We start from the raw sequence: 18,381 nt of genomic DNA on the forward strand, positions 1-18,381 counted from the left end.
AAAGCTAAGTAGCTCTATCTGGCGGAGTAACGTCGCGGTCTGAGTTTTTGGATCGCCATACCCGCCAGTCCGCAAGCAAATGCGGACATTACGAATACATCTCTTGGTTGAGATGCTTCCCATATCCAGCCAGCACATAAGCCTCCAAGCGTTCCACCAAGGCCGTATGAGATGGTGGCCATCAAAGCTTGACCTCTAGCCTGTACCGGGCCTGTGAACCAACGTTGCAAAAGTTTTGTAGCGGCACTATGGTGAGCGGCAAAAGTGCCAGCATGCATTAATTGCGCCACTATCAAAACGGAAGTGATTGGCAGGAAAGCTATTAAGGCAAATCTGACAACCCCAATTCCAAAGGCAGCCTGCAATATCACCTCGGCATCTAACCTGCTCAATACCTTACTTTGAAAGTAAAAGAAAATGACTTCGGCAAAAACACCTAGAGCCCAAAACAGACCAATCTGAAATTTGTTGTAGCCAAGGTTAGAGAGATAAAGAGAGTAAAAAACATATAAAGCAGCGTGGGCAAAGATCATAAAAAATCCAGATACTAAAAACCACCGAACATCTGGATTAAAAAGCACAACCAATAACTCCCCTTTAACCATTTTGCGACGCTCCATCTTGGGCTCGTGCAAACAAAAGGTAATAAGAGCTAAGGCTAGTAAAAAAACGGTGCCCACAATGGGATAAAGCCCAATGCTCTTGCGCTGGAATAGCTCTCCTGCGGCAAGAACCATGGCAATAAAGCCGATAGATCCCCACAGACGCAAGCGTCCGTAACGCTTATCGAAGGAATTATCTTTATATAGAGCATGAATAGTGGCTGACTCACCAAGTGGCATCAAACTACTCAAAATGGTGTGCAACACAAACATCCAAATAAAAAACCCGATGTAGCTATGCAAGAAATAAATGCATAAGAAAACAACCGCCGCAAGACATGCGCAGAATCGAATAATGCTAATCCTATTAGAAAGGTAGTCTGATAACCAACCCCAAGAGAATGGGCCAACAATGCGGGTGATCTGCAACATAGACATCAATGCTGCAATTTCTATCACGCTAAAGCCCCGATCTAAAAAGAACAGGCTGGCATATGGAGAGACCAGTCCAACATATGCAAAATATAAAAAGAAAAAGGACCCGAAGGCCCAGCGTAGCGAAGGCGTCATCTATGAGCCCATTAATCGCGGAATGCGCCTGGTTGAGAGGCTGGAATAGACGCGGCATCCGGAACATCAGCGCATTGGGCGCGATGACGTAGAGCGTGATCCATTAAAACAAGCGCCAACATTGCTTCAGCAATTGGTGTTGCACGAATGCCAACGCAAGGATCATGTCTACCTTTGGTTTGGACTGTTATGGGCTTTCCATCTAAATCAATGGATTGCTTTGGGCTCATGATGCTAGAAGTTGGTTTGATTGCTATAGAAACACGGAGATCTTGTCCGCTACTAATGCCGCCCAGGGTACCGCCAGAATTATTCGTTGCAAAGCCATCGGGATGAAGCTCATCTCCATGCTCGCTGCCACGTTGAGACACTGACTTGAAACCGGCACCAATCTCAACACCTTTCACTGCATTGATACCCATCATGGCATGCGCAATATCGGCATCCAATTTATCGAACAAAGGCTCACCCAGACCCGCAGGAACATTACGAGCTCGTACCTCGATACGTGCGCCACAAGAGTCCCCTACTTTACGCAAGTCATCCATATAGCCTTCAAGCTGAGGGATGATTTCTGCATTTGCGGCAAAAAATGGATTCCGATCAATCTGAGTGATATCTTTAAATGGAATTTCAAGTTCACCTAATTGACTCATATAGCCATAAAACTCAGTACCATATTTCTCATGCAACCATTTTTTGGCAATCGCAGCTGCAGCAACAACCGGCGCTGTTAAGCGAGCCGATGAGCGACCGCCACCACGTGGGTCACGAATACCATATTTATTTTGATACGCATAATCTGCGTGACCAGGTCTAAAGGTCTGCAAGATGTCACCATAATCCTGGCTGCGTTGATCTGTATTGCGGATTAATAGCGCAATAGGCGTACCTGTTGTCTTGCCTTCAAAAACGCCAGAAAGGATCTCAACTTTGTCCTCTTCTTTGCGCTGCGTCACGTGACGGGATGTGCCTGGTTTGCGACGATCTAAATCTAGCTGAATATCAGCTTCGGAAAGATTCATGCCTGGTGGGCAACCATCAACCACCGCCCCGATTGCGGGACCGTGGGATTCACCAAAAGTGGTAACAGTAAAAAGGAGGCCTAAAGTATTTCCTGACATATCGACATTATGTCATTTGTCGGAAAATGATGGCTAGAACGACTTAGGAAGCTGCTTTTTCAGTATCTTCTGGCCAATCGCGAATATAGGCCTTAAGCATCGTATTTTCGAAGTCCTGGGCTTCCACTACCGATTTTGCTACGTCGTAGAAAGAGATAACGCCCATCAACATCTTTTGATCGACTACTGGCAAATAGCGCGCATGGTCCACCAGCATCATGCGCCGAACCTCATCAATCTCGGTTTCCATATTGCAGGTCAAAGGTGTTTGATTCATCACAGTATTCACTTGAAGACCTTCAAGCTTGCCGTGATGCTTAGCTAAAGCGGCAATGACTTCACGGAAGGTCAGAATACCAACCAGTTTGTCATACTCCATCACCACTAATGAACCAATGTCGTGCTCACTCATTACTAGCACTGCAGTTTGCAGCGCTGTATCGGGGGCTACTGTAAAAAGGGTGCTTCCCTTGACGCGTAATATGTCACGAACTTTCATTTGGTCTCCGAAAACAATGTATTTATAGATCCAATATAGACTCAAGACCTCTGCGAATCAAGAGCTTAGGCGATACTTTTAGTAACGAATAACCCTAATGACACCGCTTCGTATATCCGGCAAATTGGCCACCAGTACAGCGCCAGTTAAGGTAATCCACCAGGTCATATAGATCCACGTTAAACCCAGGGGCAAGATCGCAAAAGCGCCATATACGGTCTTATAAAAGGCTGTATTTCCCAAGAAAATTGCAAAACCAAACTTCATTAGCTCAAAGGCAAGTGCTGCTACAAAAGCTCCTGCAAAGGCGTCTCGCCACAAAATCTTGGCGTAAGGAAGAATTTTGTAGACCACTGCATAGACCAGAATCGCCAAAAAGATTGGGGCAATCGCAGCCACCAATTGAAAGCCAAATGATACCGAGCCGATCCAGCCCTCTGAAGCACTAAATAAAACGCCACTCAAGTAAATTCCAACGCCAAGCAGGATTGGACCCAGGATAGTAGCTGCACTATAGATCACAATTTTTTTATACAAAGGGCGTCTTGCAGTGACCTTGAATATTTGGTTAAAGGCGCCCTCAATCACCGCTAAAGTCATGATTGTCGTGATGATCAGTCCGGCCAAGCCCGCATAGGTTAAGCCTTTTGCTTGGGATGAGAATTGCTCTAGATAAATGAATACCTGTTGATTAATACCGCCCGGCATATAAGTATCCAAAAGCCAGGATCTAAAGGTATTCTTAACTTGGATGACGCTTGGGAGGTGACCAATCAACATGGTGGCGATTGTCACCATCGGCACCATCGACAGGGTCGTTGTAAATGCCAGGCTAGCTGCAATTTGCTTCAAATTTTGACCGCGATTACGCTCCCAGATCTCTTTGGCCAGAGAGAGCCATAATTGGGGGTTACGAATAAGGCGCATCGCCGTATCATAAGAGATCAATATGAGCCAACACGATATTTTAGTTTTGTACTACTCCCGTTATGGTGCAACCAAGGATCTGGCGCGCCTGATTGCTGAGGGTATTGAGAGCGTATCAGGGGCAAATGCCCGCTTGAGAACCGTGCCCCCCATATCTGCGGTTTGTGAAGCTACTGAGGCAGCTATACCCCAGGATGGAGCGCCTTACGTTGAATATTCAGACCTAAAGGATTGCATTGGTCTAGCTTTGGGGTCTCCTACTCGTTTTGGCAATATGGCAGCGCCGATGAAATACTTTTGGGACGGTAGTTCTTCCGAGTGGTTGAATGGCGCTTTAATTGGTAAGCCCGCCTGCGTCTTTACGAGTACCGGTAGCATGCATGGCGGTCAAGAAAGCACCCTGCTAACCATGATGATTCCACTGTTGCATCACGGCATGATGCTGATGGGCATTCCTTACAGCGAGCCTGACCTAATGTCTTCCAATACAGGCGGTAGTCCTTATGGAGTGACTCATCTCGCTCACGCCGATGGACGTGCACCTATTAGCCCTGAAGAGCAGCGTCTAGCAAAGGCGCAAGGCAAACGCCTAGCCGAAACTGCCTTAATGCTTTTTCAAAATAAAAGGTAATCCATTCGGCAGTCATCATGATAAAAAAGATTCTCGACAAAAATCCATACCAACTTATAGCAACAGCCGCTTTTATTGATTTATTTATTTTGTGTGTCTGTTGGGAGTGGCTCATCTCCCCTCTTCGACCTGGTGGATCTTGGTTAATCCTGAAAGGCATCCCTTTGCTATTCGCTATTCCTGGGATATGGAAAGGAAGGGTTTACACAATGCAGTGGGCCTCAATGTTGATATTGCTATATACAACCGAAGGCTTAGTTCGCATTGTTGAAACAGGGACCAACTTTTGGCTTGCGTTGCTAGAAACTATTCTCTCAACAATCGGCTTTGTTTGTTTACTCATGCATCTAAAGCCCATCAAAAAAGAAGCTAAGGCTCTCAAGAAGGCTGCTGCGGAGTAAGAATGCAAAACTTCATCAATCAGCTATCCACAGTCCTTGAGACAAAATATATTCTGACTCAAGATGAGGATAAAGCGCCCTACTTAACTGATTGGCGTAAACGCTTTACGGGAAAAGCACTGGCAGTTCTTTTGCCTGGTAATGCTGCTGAAGTAGCAAATATCGTCAAACTCTGCGCCGCAAGCCAGGTTGCTATAGTCCCTCAAGGCGGTCATACCGGCTTTTGTGGCGGCGCTACGCCCGATAACAGCGGTAAGCAAGTCATCCTCAATCTCAAGCGCATGAATCAGATTCGTGAGATCGATAGTGCCAATCAAACCATCACACTTGAGGCGGGATGCATTTTGCAAGCCGTGCAAGAAAAAGCTGCTGTACAGGGATTTTTATTCCCCTTAAGTCTGGGTGCTGAAGGTAGTTGCATGATCGGCGGCAACTTAGCAACCAATGCCGGTGGAACCAATGTGCTTCGCTACGGAAATGCACGTGATCTATGTCTAGGCCTTGAAGTTGTTACTGCTAAAGGTGAGATTTGGAATGGCGTTAAAGGTTTGCGCAAGGACAATACGGGTTACGATTTGCGTGACTTGTTTATTGGATCTGAAGGTACTTTGGGAATCATTACTGCTGCAGTCATGAAGCTATACCCACTACCGATCTCTCAATGGACCACCCTTGTCGCATGTGAAACCATCGCCTTTTCAATTGCACTTTTAAATCTTTTTCAGAAACGGGCAACCTCATTGCTCACCGGTTTTGAAATGATGACGCAGGAGTCTTTGGAGTTAAATGAGAAGCACTTTCCTCAAATGACAAATCCACTGCAAGGTAAGCCACCATTTACCGTGCTGATTGAATTATCAGATCATGAGAGCGAGGACCATGTCAGACAACTTCTTGAAACCATTTTGGAGGAAGCCTTCGAATCTGGCCTTATCATCGACGCCGTTATTGCTAGTAACTTAAGTCAAGCCAATGCTTTTTGGCATATGCGGGAACACATTACGCTAGCGCAAGCCGAAGAAGGCGCAAACCTCAAACATGACATCACCATCCCCCTTTCATCACTTGATTGCTTTATCAAAGAAACCGATGCCTTGATGAGGACAAAGTTTCCGGGTGTCAGAATCATCAATTTTGGCCATTTAGGGGATGGAAACTTGCACTACAACATTGCCCCACCCTTAGGCACAGACCCTAAGATTTTCAACGAAATCAATGAAAAACCCATTCATGAGCTCGTATATGCCCAGGTCGAGCGCTGTAATGGCTCCATTTCTGCAGAACACGGTGTAGGACAGCTTAAATTGGATGGCTTAAGGGCTCATAAGGGTGAAGTGGCCCACGAGCTCATGAAGACCCTCAAAAGAGCTTTAGACCCCCAAAATATTCTTAATCCCCATAAAGTTGTCTCCATTTAAGAAAAACAGCTGTTTTTTTGATAAATATTTTGTAATTCGTGTCATCTCGACCGCTTTTCTATGCGTTGTATAGCCATGGAGGTGACAAATATGTCAACAAGACTCAAACGTTGGGCCCGTGCAATTCAAGAGATCGACTTGTCCACAAGGACGCCTGAAGTAGCTATAGGCTACCTGGACAGTAAATACCGCGATATTGCTTGGCGTTATATCCGTATTCTTGGCTTCGAACGCACTATTAGCTTCATGGCAAGCAATAACTTTCACCCTGAGTGATTGTTAAAAAACCCTAAATATATGATTTATTTAGGGTTTTTTGTTTTGAAGCTTACTTATTGAGCTTTTAGCCAAAGAATTCCCTGGCCTCTGCCAGCAAAATGTCAGGAATCTCTTCTGGTATGTAGTGACCACTGGGAACAGCCTTTCCAGCAACATCCTTGGCCACAACCCTCCAGTCCTCTATGGGTTTAAAGCACTGGTTTACTAAACCATGTTCACCCCACAACACCCTCAGTGGCATCTTCAGCATCTTGCCTGCAGCACGATCCGAGCGATCGTGAATAAGGTCGATCGTAGCGGCAGCTCGGTAATCTTCACACATCGCATGCATGCTTTCTGGATGACTAGCCCCAGCCAAATATTCCGCCCATCGATCTGGGGAAAATATCCCTGTTCCCGCATGGCGACCCATATGGTTTTTTAACCAAAACTCAGGATTAGCGCCAATTAAGGTTTCTGGAACTGGCTCCGGCTGTATCAGGAAGAACCAATGCCAATATCCCTTAGCAAATTCCATAGTGGTCTTCTCATACATGGTTAATGTTGGAGAGATGTCCAGAACCATTAAACGCAAAACACTCTCAGGAAAGTCCATTGCCAGGCGATGAGAAACCCTTCCACCTCTGTCATGTCCAAGCAAGAAAAATTGATTAAAACCTAAACTTTTCATCAATGCATGTTGATCTGCGGCCATAGATCTTTTTGAATACGTTGAGTGATCACTTTTGCCATGAGGCTTTGATGACGCACCGTAACCCCTTAAATCTGCAGCAACTACCGTAAAGCTTTTGGCTAATTCCGGCGCCACTTGACTCCAGATTGCCTTTGTTTGTGGGAAGCCATGAAGCAACAACAATGGAGGACCGCTGCCACCGATGAGATATGAGATCTCAATAGAGCCATCTTCAGAGTCAGCGTGAAATGTTTTAGCTTCAAAACCAGGAAAAGATACGGACATCATTCACCCAATAAAAAAGAGCCTCCTAAGAGGCCCTTGCATTTTAAAAATTAACGATTAGCCATCGCCTGAATTTCAGCGACGGTCACATAGCCCTTATTAGTAGAGTCGATGTAACTAAAGTGTTCATAAATACGAGGCATGCAACCATTAGCCTCTTCTCGAGTTAACTTGCCATCATGATTGACATCGCATTTAGCAAATCGCTGAGCAATTTCTTTATCGCGAGATGCATCATCAGCCAAGGCTAATAATGGGATTGCTACCAAAGATGACAAGGTAATGACGATTATTTTTTTAATGAGTGCTTTCATGATGGAGACTTATTGACCAGTTGGCACTGGGTTGGCGGATGTTTCTAATGCAGAGCGGACCACTTTCTTTGCCATTGCGACAAATGAATCTGCAGATCCAGCGTTAGTTCTAAAGGATTCACCTTGTATAGTGATCAAACCTTCTCCTAATAATTGTTTTGATTGACTATCCGTAATTTTGCTCTCGACTAACAACGCTGGGGTTTTGGAATTTACACCGCCAGCATAAGCAGCTGCATTCATTGCCAAACCAATTGGAGTGAAATTCCAGGGTTGCAAGCTATCTGCTGAACTTTCGGCACCAGTGATGCCAACAGAGATGCGTGCAACACCAGGTCCTGGTTTATTAACTATCTTGATGGTGCCGCGAGAATTAACAGCCTCAACCATAGATGCTTGGAGTGCAGCTTTTGCCTTATTAATGTCATCGATGCTGACTGACATAGTGGCATTTTGATTCAGGTAAATCGGGTCCAAGATTACTGCGGTGTATGAACCAGGGTTCACACCTGAAATACGGTATCTCCAAATACGAGTATCTTTATCGCTGCTAGCCATTGGAACTAAAAGATTGTAATCAGGCAAGAAGCCCGATCTAGGCATGGATTCTGTTGCCAATTTAGGTGCATTGCTACATGCAGCCAAAGTCATTGCTGTAGCAAAGGATGCTAACAGTACTTTCATTTTATTCATGGCGATTCCGAGTGATGGGTTAAGTTAATTTGTAAGACCGTTATTAATAAAGATGATCATACCCATATCAATTTAGTCCGAGGCTGGACATGGCAAGGTGCCACCTGTCTTTTTATGTATCTGGGGTTTACATGCAACTTGAGCTGGAGTCGACTGAGGTAGTACCGTCGGTGCAGACGTTTGAACATTATTTAATGGTGCTTGCACTGAAGTTGCTGTAGTTGCTGCCGTTGGCGACGAAGCGATTGGATTGCTCACTGTCGGAGCCGGCTTTGCTGGAGCTAAACCGACCTCTCTATAAAACGCCTTATCTGAACCAGGGCAAGGCATTAAAGCACCTGTTTTGGGGTTTACAACATCTTTGCATTGCGGATTGGCCTCAAGACGTGCCTCTAACTTCGCAGTAGAGCAAGAGCAAAGAATTAAGGCCGAGCCAATTAGGCATGTACTAATCTTGATTAAATGGATTTTCATCAAAGCATTCTAAGACAACCAAATAAAAAGATAACCATAAAAGATTACAGCTCTGGAAGATATAGTACGAACGGAGGATATTTGGCCTGCCCAGCACGATTCGAACGTGCGACCTACGCCTTAGAAGCTTTAAAAATGAGCTAAAACAATAGCAGAAACAATGACTTAAGCCTTGCTAGATCAGGTGTGGCGTACGCACCGAGATCACTGGAATCAAGTGGAACTGGCTATATGGTGCGTGGCATCTGCAGGCGATTGGTTGGTTCTATGTCTAATTTATTGGGTAAACCGACAAACTTGGGATGCAGATGCAATATGAAGCGCATCAGAATTTCTTTAACTATTAAATGCTGCTTGTGTGAGTTTCTCTACCGTAATTTGCCTCTAGCTGGCCAATATAGATATTTTTGACATGGCTAATTTCTCCGGGCTTAAGAGCTCCATCAACAGATACGACACGCTCTTCCTCAAGATTTAACTCAGCCAAGGTCGAAGCAAATATCTCGATTAATTCAGGGTATAGCCCGAGTAATTTTTGCAGCGATTCTTTACTCAGCTCATAAATTAGCGCATCTGCTTCAGCAGTAACCGTTGCAATATGTGGCATGAGTGCAAATAAAGCCTGTCGCCCAAAAAACTCTGTAGCAATAAAGCGTTGCTTTACTAATGAATCGTTTGCATTAATCATCATGCGTGATGCCATACCTTCAGCAATAATAAAGATGGCATCATTACGCTGTCCAGCGTGAACAATGATATCCCCAGGTTTAAAGCGGCGAGGAACCAACTCATTACTGATGCTGACCCATACCTCTTTAGAGCATTGATGAAACAACCTAACCTGCTGGACTAGGTGATACAGATCTAAAGAACGATTGGCAATTTTGATCCTATCCTCAACGTCTACACCAGAAGAGATAGTGATATTTGCTACTCGCATGCTCTCTAAAACGCTCTTAATAATGGCATGCTCCGCAGGTTTTCGATCGCGATAGTCTGTGATGACATATTGAATTTCATACTTAACGCCTGAATCGGTTAATTCCCGGGCATAAACGTATGGAGGAGAAACAAATTTCACTCCAATAGCGCCAAGGGTAGCTGCATATAAAATACGCTCAGCACTTTCAACCGAAACATCGTAATCAATATTAAATGTAAGGCTCTGCTTGGTATTAGCATTGGGTAAATCTAAATTAATAACCACTGCATCTGAAATTTTGACGTTTGGGATATAGATTGCCTCAAGTGAATCTGTCAATAAGACCGTATTACGCCAAGTAATCTGATGGACTCTACCAACATACTCACCGATCTTGACCTTGTCGCCAACCTTGAAGGTATCCTCAAAGTTCAGCATGATGCCGGTAGCTAAAGCAACAGCAAAGTCTTTTAAGGCAAAACCGAGAATTGCTGCAGATCCTGCACCAGTCACAATCAGAGCTGAAATATTTTGCTTAAAAACCAATGACAGAATGAGGCAGCCGCCAATAAAGATGACAATGCCAGAGCAAATATCACCGATTAAGTTAGGTACCTTGACGTTCCAAGCGCGCTCGATGTATCCGTGAATAAATTCTTGATTAAAGATGCGTGCGGCTAAGAATGTAAGCGAAGCACTAAAAGCGCCTACTACCCATTGCCACACCATTTCATCCGGAAATCCGGTAACTAGCGCTATAGGCCCAATAAAACTATCTCGCATCAGACTTAAAAAGCCCAATGCAATTGTTAGGACAGCTAAGAATCGATAACCTTTTTTCATTGAAAGAATTCCTGTTATTGAATCTTAGGCTGCCGTTGGAAAACGAACTAGGAAACCAGGGGCATCAGCTGAACCAGCCTCTAAGGTGCCTCCAAAATGCTCAATCACAGCCTTAGCCAAAATAATGCCAATCAACTTTTCACGTTTTCCATCAGAGATGAATCCAGTAGATAGCTCAGCCATAAATTGACGAGCCTCATCCAGCAAAGCGGCAGTTGGCGCCAAGGATCCTGCATAAGCTGATCCTGAAAAGTTCAGAATCAATGAATCCTCTCCATTTGAGCGCAAAGAGATATTGAGTAGCCCAGAACCGGATGCATGCGTTGTGTGCGTGATTAATCTAGATATGGCGCCAGCAAGTAATCGGCTATCCCCATAGGTAGATGGCATCTCATCTGGGACATCAATATTAACTTGCAAGTTTGGCACGCGTCTCGAAAGGTCTAGGCTCTTCAAGACATCTACTAGCACGGCTGGAACGGAAAGTGGTTTAGCTTCCGCTCTAACTAAGGTTTGACGAAATAACTCGATCTGCTCATAGTCGGCCACAAGATGCCGAAGGCTATCAATTTCTTGAATCGAAAAGTCAACCCTATTGTCGATATCACCTTTATTTGAGGCACTACCTGCCTCTAGCGCGTGCTTGATTCCGGAGATTTGACCTGAGACAGCTAGCAAGGGGCTATTAATAGCCGCCATCAAATTAGAGAAATAGCGTCGTTTAAGAGTTTCCAGATCTTTGAGCTTCTCAATGGCAGCATCACCCCGTGCCAAGCGATCCTTAAGCGCTCTTCTTTCGGCGCCAATTGAACCCAACATACCGGTACGCAAGTTATCTAATTTTGAATAGGCAGCAACCAATGCTGCAGCCAGTAACAAAAATAAAATGCCACCTTTAATGACTGCAGATTTAAAAGCAGCATTAAATTGATCGGTCAAATCATCTACCATCGCAATGGTGATGGTAGGCTTGCCTACAAAGTTATATATCGGAAATGCTTTGACAAAAATTTTCTGGCCATTATTGTCGACGATCTTATGCTCATTACTTCTCGGATCAAAATCAATTGCTTTAATAATGTCACGTGTCGCAGGATCAGAATAATTGATGTAAATATCTTCGCCCTTTTCGGCATCTTCTTTTTCATTTCGAGCGCGCTCTACTTGAGCAAAGCGTTCTTTTGTAATGCTAGTTGCCCATTGGAAGTGGGACTCTACTGATGCGCTGTTGAGTGGGAGTGAAAAATCGCTCACAAACTCCACAAGCCCGTAGAACTTATCATCCCAGATGACGGGCACAATGCCACGAATACCAATCACACCGCCCTGCCCAGTTTCTACTGCCATGATGCGCTCTTGTCTGGCATTTGCAGCCACAACGGATGCGCGGAATTTAGAGCCATCAAACTGTCCTAGCTCTGGTGCACCTGCTCTATAAAACATCGTAGCTGGTGGTATCCAAAAGTTCAGTTGATTGACTTCATGCTTCTCTTTTAGGAAGGCAAAGAATGGATCTATCTGCGCTGCTAAAGCTGCTCTATCTCGCTTAATAAAAGGATCTATAGTGACCCTGCTTCGCAATAAAGTGTCTGCACCAATACCCATCGCCCGAAACCTGGCTTGCTTAAGTTCTGTGAATACGACCTCAAATTGTTTAGAGCGGCCATCTGCCAATTCGACTACATGCTCTGTCTGTGTTTTATATGTCGAGGTTGCATAAAAAATAGAAATGAGAGCGGAGCCTAAGACCAAGCTGATCACCAAACCTACACTGAGTTTTTGTTTCGTCTGGGGTGTCTGCACCATACCAATAGTGGCAGCTTTATCAGTCGAAGTTTCTTGATTCTTTTCAGCCATTCCGGCTCCCATTGGTAAATGAACTCAATATTCCTAAATCGCGCAATCAATTGATTGCGCTTGATTATGAGGCAAAAGTGGTAAATTGCCATCCTCCCTATTCACCAATACGGGGTAGTCTGAAGGGGGAAATGGGTAGTTTGGCCTGCCCAGCACGATTCGAACGTGCGACCTACGCCTTAGAAGCTGGAAAAATGTGGTTAAACAATACTAAAAACAATGCGTTTAAGGTGATGGCTTTTGGTGCCCTGTAGGCACAGAGATCTTTGGTTCGGAGTGGAATGCCATGGATCGGGCATTGTATCTGCAGGCGGTCGGATGTCTATTTTGTCGGGTAAACCTATAAAACACATTACCGGATTGCTCCAATACGACTGCGAGAGTCTCGAGTATCAATGATGGTAATAAAACCAGTTACGGGGTCAATAGTCTCACTATAGATTCCCTTAATAAGATTTATGTTTGCTGGCTTTGTTAAGTCGTATTCAGATTGCTGAACTAACGCTTGTTGCTGAGCCTGTAACTCCTGCTGCTTGAGTTTGATACAACTAGGTGCAACGGCTGAATACTTACTGGTACATTTAATAGCAAGTGCATCGTCATGCATGCCAGCCTGATCAAATGATCTTGCAGCTTCAAATGTCATGCATTCTGTTGCTTCCCATGAGGACCCAGCACTAAAACCAAATAAAACAGCAGAGCCGCCGATAGACGATGACCCCATGCAAGGAGCAGTTGGAAAATTGGATGGAGCCACTGCTGTAGCTACTGGAATTTTGGGAGCTGTATAGTTTGATGTGATCGTGGTATTGCCTGATGAGTTACCGCTAGAGGTAGATGCCCCAGTTGTGGTGTTGCCTACGCTTGATGCCCCTGTAGTGAGGTTACCGACTGATGAAGTAGATGCACCCGTAGTGGTATTACCAACGGATGACGCTCCAGTAGTCAAGTTCCCCACACTTGATGTGGAGGCACCCGTACTTAAATTGCCTACTGTTGAGTTGGATTGACCAGTAGTGAGGTTGCCGACTGTGGCTGTTGATGCCCCTGTCGAGTTGGTATTGCTGATAGCGCCGACTGTAGAGTTACTAATTGGAGATGAGGTAACTGCACCACCCGTAGTTCCTCCAGCAGTACTCACTGAAACTTGAGCTAATGGCTGACTGAATACGAATACCATAAAACTTGCCAATGCAAGTTTTTTAAACATAATTGAAAATTTCTTAAGGGGGAGAGAACTACTCTAATTCGCGAGAGAGGACGACTGTTACGCTGGATGGAAAAAATCAAGTGCTGTAACAGTTATCAGCCTTGGTGTGGGTGAACAGTACTCCAAAAAAGCAGCAATAGATAGCAATCATTTAATAAGTTGATCTAAAGTGCTAATGCGCAGCTGAATAGGTCTTTTATATTTGATAGAGGTCCACTTCTGGCAGTTCTCCGCCCCCACCCTGTACCCCCAATTACCCTGTTTTAGCGTCCCCAAACTACCCTATAAGAGCCACCTGACCGTCACGTAACCGGACACTTCCGAGTCGGGTCAAACCGATACTAGATTACTAGGGTCAAAATTTCATCTGAGTCGCTGAGTCGCTAATAGTCACACAGGATCACCTACGCCCTACCAAAGGCCATCCCAACGCTAGCCAAGCTCATATCATGATTGAGCCAATAAGACACAATTAACCTGCCTGAAATAAGCCCAGAAAAGCAGTAAATAAGAGAATTTGGCCTGCCCAGCACGATTCGAACGTGCGACCTACGCCTTAGAAGGGCGTTGCTCTATCCAGCTGAGCTATGGGCAGTTATATGCTGGGTATATCTAGAACAATAAGGGAAAGTGGTCGGAGTACAAGGATTCGAACCTTGGACCCCCTGCTCCCAAAGCAGGTGCGCTACCAGGCTGCGCTACACTCCGACGGAACCCATATTCTACACCGAGAGGGCCATTCAGGGCAAATCCTGTAAGATTCGTCCCATGATTGCCTATTTTTCAAGCAAATTTATGAAGCAAATTCATGCTGCGTTTACAGCGGCACTGCTAGTATTTTGCTTGCTTGGCACCCACTGGATAGGCCTCTCACATAGCATTTCTCATGCCGGCTTCCAAAATCAAGTCTTTGAAGCTAATACCTCTAACAATATTGATAAGAGTTTCAAGCACAGCTCTGATACCTGTCATTTATTTGACGCACTTTCACTTGCAGGATTTGTACAAAGCAATCACATTGAAGCTGCAGTTATTCTGATCAGCGCTTCAAATCTACAGAATTCAAGCAATCCTTCGTTACGAAGTTTGGCTGGTAACTCTTACCACTCACGCGCTCCACCCACTTTCATTCTTTAAAACAAGGCGCTCTATTGCGCACCTCCGTTTTAATTCCTCACCATGTATTGGTGAATCTGGATGAATATGAATTATCGTTTTAAACAATTTTCTTGTACCCACCTAATAGCGCTGGCCTGTATTTTGCTAATGAATCCTGCTTGGTCTCAAAACCAAGCAGAGGCTTTGCCTCAACTAGATGTCACAGGAGCGCGAGAAGGTGGCCAAGGATTCCTCTCGCCCAATAAAGTATTGGCTGGAGATGAGCTTCAAAATAAACTTTCCGGAACGCTAGGAGCAACACTTGCCAATGAGTTGGGAATATCTGCAACTGGTTATGGTGCGGGCGCCTCTAGACCCGTCATACGAGGATTAGACGGTGCACGAGTACAGATTCTGCAAAATGGTTTGGCTGCTGGGGATGTCTCCAGTATCTCTGCAGATCATGCGGTTGCTAGTCCCATGCAAAATACCCATCAAATTGAGATATTACGGGGTGCAGCAGCACTGCAGTATGGCTCAGGTTCTAGTGGTGGACTAGTAAACGTTGTGAATGATCGCATTGTCACCTCAATGCCCGATGCAGTATCTGGCGCACTCAATACTAGCTACGAAACAGTGAATCAAGGCAAGACTGCCAATATTGAATTAGATGCGCCTGCCGGACCTTTAGCACTCCATTTCGATTCGTCGATTAGTAATTCTAATAACTATCGCATCCCAGGATTTGCAGAACAAGGCGGGCCAAATGCCAATTGGTCTATCAACCCCGGTCAGCCAGTGAATATTCCTTATAGCGGCAAGTTACCCTTTTCTTTTAGCAATGAAAATAGCATGGGCCTAGGCGGGAGTTACGTTCGCTCGGATGGATACACTGGCATCTCTTTAGAGCGTTTGAATCATAACTACGGAATTCCTACTGCTGAGGGTGGTTTTATTCAGCAGTCTCAGAATCGTTACGATTTTGCCCACCAAACCAATGATCCGTTTGATGGCTTTAGCTCGGTCAAAATTAGTGCCGCTAATACCAATTACCAACACACTGAATTTACTAACAATGGGGTTGCCTCCACCCAATGGAACAACACCGCCACTGAAGCTAGGCTAGAGTTGGCACACAAAGAATTGCTGGGGTCTAAGGGCTTATTAGGCGCACAAATTGCCGGGTCAACTCTGAATGCCACGGATTTATCTACGAATAATTACGCCATTGTTCCGCAGACAAAATCAAATGCAAGTGCCCTATTTTTGGTTGAAGAAGGTCGATACGGCCCTTTAAAAACAAGTCTCGGGGCTCGCTATAGCTACACCACCCAAAATCCGAATTCTGGGACTCAGTTTCCAAGTGTAAGCAGTCAGGAATTTGTCCCGACATCTTATGGTCCTCCATCACTACAGAGTAGACAATTTAATTTAATGTCCTATTCAGCCGGTGGAATGTTCGATATTGTCAAAGGTTACGGCCTAGGTCTTGCCTACACAATTTCCCAAAGAGCGCCTTCTGCACAAGAGCTTTACTCCTATGGGCCGCATGATTCAACCGCAACATTCGATATCGGCAATGCAAACCTAAGCACAGAAACATCACATAATTTAGAACTGAGTTTTCAGAAAAGCTTGGGAGTAATCCGTAGCAAAGCTAGTATTTACAGGAACCAATTTAGTAACTACATCTATGGCTACTACACTGGCGCCTATAGCCAAGCCAATGAAAACTTTTCAGTAGTTCAAGCCTCTCAAGCAAATGCCTCCATTCAAGGTGCAGAGGCAGAGCTTAGTTATAACTGGAATGAAACCGGTGTTGGAGGTAGATTGTTTGGGGATGTATCCCAAGGAACATTTGCCTCTGGAGGCAATCTTCCACTTCAACCAGCGCCACGTCTAGGCACTGAATTGGCTTACCAACGTAACGGCTGGTTAACAAGCGCCACCTATATTTACAGCTATCAACAAAATAAATTAGCCAGCTGGGAAATTGGTCCTGCACCGAGTTACAACCTAGTGAATGCCAATCTTTCCTATACAGAACGAATTGGAAAGGTCAATTGGACGGGTTATCTGATTCTAAAGAACCTACTGAATGAAGAGATTCGATATGCAACTTCACCGATGGCAGTGAGGCTATATGCGCCACAACCAGGAAGAAGTTTGATGGTTGGCGTTAGGGCTGCCTTTTAAGAACGCACTATGCCGTTGGGACTAAGTCAGCAATACTCTTAGCAGCGCTCAAAGCAACATCGCCATTCTGAGTCTCCACCATTACTCGCAACAGAGGCTCAGTCCCAGAAGCACGTATCAAAACCCTGCCAATATTTTGAAGATCAGCCTCAACCTTCGTAATTTGATTGATGAGCCTCTCGTCACTCTTCCAGTCGTAACCGGGTTTGAATTTAACATTCAACAGTACCTGCGGGAATACTTTGACGGAGTCCAATAGTTGCGCAAGACTTTTTTTATTTTGACTCATTGCCGCCAACACTTGAAGTGCCGCTATAGTGCCGTCACCTGTGGAGTGCTGGTCTAAGCAAAGCAAGTGACCAGAACCTTCACCACCAATAATCCAACCATTTTGTTTTAGCAACTCCAAAACATAGCGATCGCCCACATTGGCACGCTCAAAACCGATGCCTAGGTCTTTAATAGCGTTTTCAACTGCAAGATTAGTCATTAGAGTGCCTACAGCCCCACCAATCTGCTGGCCACGATCCAAACGATCTTTTGCCAGTACATACAAAAGCTCGTCGCCATTAAATAAACGACCAGAAGCATCAACCATTTGCAGGCGATCAGCATCTCCATCTAGAGCAATACCTAGATCCGCTTTTACTTCATTAACTTTAGCAATTAAGGCTGCTGGTGCAGTTGCTCCGCAACCATCATTGATATTGCGACCATCCGGGCTCACGCCGATGGAGATCACTTCAGCACCTAGCTCATGAAAAACATGGGGGGCTGTGTGATATGCAGCTCCATTGGCGCAATCTACTACAAGCTTTAACCCCTTAAGATTTAGCTCGCCTGGAAATGTTGATTTACAAAACTCAATATAGCGTCCTGCGGCATCATCTAAGCGAAAGGCTTTACCAAGCTCTTTTGAATTTACACAACCCATAGGTTTTTCTAATTCTGCTTCAATGGCAAGCTCAAACTCATCTGACAACTTATCGCCTTTTGCTGAGAAAAACTTGATGCCGTTATCTTGGTAGGGATTATGGGAAGCTGAAATCACTAAGCCGGCGGATAAACGCAATGCCTTAGTGAGGTACGCAACACCTGGGGTTGGAATTGGGCCGCAGAGCATAACGTCAACCCCGGCAGCAGCAAACCCAGCCTCTAATGCAGCTTCCAACAAATATCCTGATACGCGTGTGTCTTTACCTATGAGAATTTTGCAGCGTTCACCCGGCTTGGCTTCACGTGTTAATACTTTGCCGGCAGCATAGCCAAGGCGTGTCATAAATTCCGGGACGATAGGAAATTGGCCTACTTCCCCTCGAATGCCATCAGTGCCAAAGTATTGTTTTTTCATGGGTTTCATTATAA

General features: G+C 45.0%; 18 protein-coding genes and 2 tRNA genes. 6 read left to right on the top strand and 14 right to left on the bottom strand.

The features are described from left to right. Window positions 1-14: 14 nt before the first annotated feature. The 4 genes from AOC28_RS02795 to AOC28_RS02810 form a co-directional block, all read right to left on the bottom strand. Window positions 15-1,172 (bottom strand): MFS transporter, encoded by a 1,158-nt coding sequence (locus tag AOC28_RS02795; protein ID WP_072582440.1) that lies wholly within the window; start codon window positions 1,170-1,172, stop codon window positions 15-17. Window positions 1,173-1,183: 11 nt separating this feature from the next. Then, a complete protein-coding gene (gene aroC, locus AOC28_RS02800; protein WP_072582441.1) occupies window positions 1,184-2,296 on the bottom strand; it encodes a chorismate synthase in 1,113 nt (370 codons plus the stop codon). Between the two features lie 43 nt (window positions 2,297-2,339). Further along, window positions 2,340-2,795, bottom strand: a complete 456-nt coding sequence (locus AOC28_RS02805; protein ID WP_072582442.1) for a CBS domain-containing protein — start codon at window positions 2,793-2,795, stop codon at window positions 2,340-2,342. Between the two features lie 78 nt (window positions 2,796-2,873). After that, window positions 2,874-3,722, bottom strand: a complete 849-nt coding sequence (locus tag AOC28_RS02810; protein WP_072582443.1) for a YhjD/YihY/BrkB family envelope integrity protein — start codon at window positions 3,720-3,722, stop codon at window positions 2,874-2,876. Between the two features lie 22 nt (window positions 3,723-3,744). Between AOC28_RS02810 and wrbA the strand changes: the two genes are divergently transcribed. The 4 genes from wrbA to AOC28_RS02830 all read left to right on the top strand — a co-directional run bounded on the left by wrbA (window position 3,745) and on the right by AOC28_RS02830 (window position 6,448). After that, window positions 3,745-4,353 (top strand): NAD(P)H:quinone oxidoreductase, encoded by a 609-nt coding sequence (wrbA, locus tag AOC28_RS02815; RefSeq protein WP_072582444.1) that lies wholly within the window; start codon window positions 3,745-3,747, stop codon window positions 4,351-4,353. 17 nt (window positions 4,354-4,370) lie between these two features. Further along, on the top strand, window positions 4,371-4,754 hold the full coding sequence (locus AOC28_RS02820; protein ID WP_072582445.1) for a DUF2069 domain-containing protein: 384 nt from the start codon (window positions 4,371-4,373) through the stop codon (window positions 4,752-4,754). Between the two features lie 2 nt (window positions 4,755-4,756). Next, window positions 4,757-6,172 (top strand): FAD-binding oxidoreductase, encoded by a 1,416-nt coding sequence (locus tag AOC28_RS02825; RefSeq protein ID WP_072582446.1) that lies wholly within the window; start codon window positions 4,757-4,759, stop codon window positions 6,170-6,172. Window positions 6,173-6,262: 90 nt separating this feature from the next. Beyond that, complete coding sequence (locus AOC28_RS02830; protein WP_072582447.1) at window positions 6,263-6,448, top strand: hypothetical protein; 186 nt, start codon at window positions 6,263-6,265, stop codon at window positions 6,446-6,448. A gap of 67 nt (window positions 6,449-6,515) precedes the next feature. Here AOC28_RS02830 and AOC28_RS02835 read toward each other — a convergent pair whose 3' ends face one another. The 9 genes from AOC28_RS02835 to AOC28_RS02880 all read right to left on the bottom strand — a co-directional run bounded on the left by AOC28_RS02835 (window position 6,516) and on the right by AOC28_RS02880 (window position 14,430). Then, entirely contained in the window at window positions 6,516-7,409 is an 894-nt protein-coding gene (locus AOC28_RS02835; protein ID WP_072582448.1) for an alpha/beta hydrolase, read from the bottom strand. A gap of 50 nt (window positions 7,410-7,459) precedes the next feature. Beyond that, window positions 7,460-7,723, bottom strand: a complete 264-nt coding sequence (locus AOC28_RS02840; protein ID WP_072582449.1) for an EF-hand domain-containing protein — start codon at window positions 7,721-7,723, stop codon at window positions 7,460-7,462. Window positions 7,724-7,732: 9 nt separating this feature from the next. Next, window positions 7,733-8,416 (bottom strand): DUF3313 domain-containing protein, encoded by a 684-nt coding sequence (locus tag AOC28_RS02845; protein WP_072582450.1) that lies wholly within the window; start codon window positions 8,414-8,416, stop codon window positions 7,733-7,735. A 72-nt stretch (window positions 8,417-8,488) separates the two neighbouring features. Next, window positions 8,489-8,890: a hypothetical protein gene (locus AOC28_RS02850; RefSeq protein ID WP_072582451.1), complete on the bottom strand. Its 402-nt coding sequence runs from the start codon at window positions 8,888-8,890 to the stop codon at window positions 8,489-8,491. A 343-nt stretch (window positions 8,891-9,233) separates the two neighbouring features. After that, on the bottom strand, window positions 9,234-10,655 hold the full coding sequence (locus tag AOC28_RS02855) for a mechanosensitive ion channel family protein (RefSeq protein WP_072582452.1): 1,422 nt from the start codon (window positions 10,653-10,655) through the stop codon (window positions 9,234-9,236). A gap of 24 nt (window positions 10,656-10,679) precedes the next feature. Further along, the gene (locus AOC28_RS02860) at window positions 10,680-12,512 is read right to left on the bottom strand and encodes a hypothetical protein (protein WP_143143860.1); all 1,833 of its coding nucleotides are present in this window, start codon (window positions 12,510-12,512) and stop codon (window positions 10,680-10,682) included. Window positions 12,513-12,864: 352 nt separating this feature from the next. Beyond that, window positions 12,865-13,722, bottom strand: coding sequence for a hypothetical protein (locus AOC28_RS02870; RefSeq protein ID WP_072582455.1), 858 nt, complete (start codon window positions 13,720-13,722; stop codon window positions 12,865-12,867). Window positions 13,723-14,240: 518 nt separating this feature from the next. Further along, a tRNA-Arg gene (locus AOC28_RS02875) sits at window positions 14,241-14,317 on the bottom strand. Between the two features lie 36 nt (window positions 14,318-14,353). Further along, a tRNA-Pro gene (locus tag AOC28_RS02880) sits at window positions 14,354-14,430 on the bottom strand. An 87-nt stretch (window positions 14,431-14,517) separates the two neighbouring features. On the opposite strand from AOC28_RS02880, the gene AOC28_RS02885 reads away from it, so the two are divergent. Together AOC28_RS02885 and AOC28_RS02890 are read left to right on the top strand one after the other, a co-directional pair. Continuing rightward, on the top strand, window positions 14,518-14,859 hold the full coding sequence (locus AOC28_RS02885; RefSeq protein ID WP_143143861.1) for a hypothetical protein: 342 nt from the start codon (window positions 14,518-14,520) through the stop codon (window positions 14,857-14,859). 129 nt (window positions 14,860-14,988) lie between these two features. Beyond that, window positions 14,989-17,016 (top strand): TonB-dependent receptor, encoded by a 2,028-nt coding sequence (locus AOC28_RS02890; protein ID WP_143143862.1) that lies wholly within the window; start codon window positions 14,989-14,991, stop codon window positions 17,014-17,016. 7 nt (window positions 17,017-17,023) lie between these two features. On the opposite strand, the gene glmM is transcribed toward AOC28_RS02890, so the two are convergent. Continuing rightward, entirely contained in the window at window positions 17,024-18,367 is a 1,344-nt protein-coding gene (glmM, locus tag AOC28_RS02895) for a phosphoglucosamine mutase (protein WP_072582458.1), read from the bottom strand. Window positions 18,368-18,381: the final 14 nt, after the last annotated feature.

The organism is Polynucleobacter sp. MWH-Adler-W8 (assembly GCF_001889925.1).
Classification (GTDB): domain Bacteria; phylum Pseudomonadota; class Gammaproteobacteria; order Burkholderiales; family Burkholderiaceae; genus Polynucleobacter.